Consider the following 1292-nt stretch of genomic DNA (forward strand, 5'->3'; position numbering starts at 1 on the left):
ATGAGGGAAGATTGAAGGCGGAAGTAGCTTTATATACCCGTCAAATTGTAGAACGGATTGAAAAGTATGTAATATTGACGGAAGATATTCCTTTCGAGCGTGCCATCCTAAATGTAATGAAAGCGCACGGGCTTAAACTTTCTACAGCAGAAAGTTGCACAGGTGGATATATTGCCCATTTATTTACGCAACACTCGGGTTCTTCTGCGGTGTTTGAAGGTGGCGGTGTTACGTACTCCAATGCCTTAAAACAGGCTATATTGGGCGTAAAACCAGAAACATTAGAGCTGTTTGGTGCTGTTAGCGAAGAAACGGTAAAAGAGATGGCCTTAGGTGCCATAAATCATTTTAATACAGATTATGCCATTGCTGTAAGTGGTATTGCCGGACCCGATGGAGGCACACCCGAAAAACCTATAGGTACTGTGTGGGTAGCGGTGGCTAACAGGAAAGAGGTTAAGACAAAATTATTTAGCTTTTCCAACCAGCGCATGCAAAACATAGAGCGTTCAGCTATGGCCGCTTTAATGCTACTTTTTATTCAGTTGAAACAAGATTTGAATATAAAGCATTAAAAAGTGTAATTTTGTAGCCGAAACCAGATGATAAACATGATGATAATAAGGCTAACTAGAATTAAAGCAAACAACCTTTAGGGCTGAAATGCTTTGCTCTTTTAGTCTTCAATTTAGACTTTATATAAAATATGGCTCAATACGAATTGTTGTTACCAAAAATGGGAGAGAGTGTTGCCGAAGCAACCATTATTAAATGGATAAAGCAGCCTGGTGACCAAATTAGCCTTGATGATACCATCTTGGAAATTGCTACCGATAAGGTTGACTCTGAAGTACCGTCACCAGTAGAAGGTAAATTGGTAAAGCAATTATTTGCAGCCGATGAGGTGGTGCAGGTAGGTGCTGTAATTGCTATCATTGAAATAGCAGGCGAAGTTGCTACTATAGATACACCCATCAAAGAAATTGAACCTGCCTTGGAAAATGTACAAGTCGAATCTATTCCAGGCATTAGTCAATTGCCTATAGAAAGTAAGGTAGAGGCAGCAGATCTAGAGGTTAAGGGTTCAGACCGCTTCTATTCGCCATTAGTGAAAAATATAGCAAAGGAAGAAAATATCTCTTTTTCCGAATTGGATCAAATTCAAGGCACTGGATCTGAAGGACGTTTGACCAAAGACGATCTTTTAAATTATATCAGTACAAGGGAAAACAAGGGGAAAGTGACAAACAGTAACGAACCCGTTGTGGAAACCTACAATCCGCAACCTATAA

At 39.8% G+C, this 1292-nt stretch carries 2 protein-coding genes; both read left to right on the plus strand.

What is annotated here, in order from left to right:
- Positions 1–575 (plus strand): CinA family protein (locus tag JHD79_RS22495; protein WP_199121600.1); only part of this gene is annotated, 575 nt, incomplete at its 5' end.
- A 131-nt stretch (positions 576–706) separates the two neighbouring features.
- Positions 707–1292 (plus strand): biotin/lipoyl-containing protein (locus tag JHD79_RS22500; protein WP_199121601.1); only part of this gene is annotated, 586 nt, incomplete at its 3' end.

The organism is Pedobacter sp. ASV28, from assembly GCF_016428855.1.
Classification (GTDB): Bacteria; Bacteroidota; Bacteroidia; order Sphingobacteriales; family Sphingobacteriaceae; genus Pedobacter.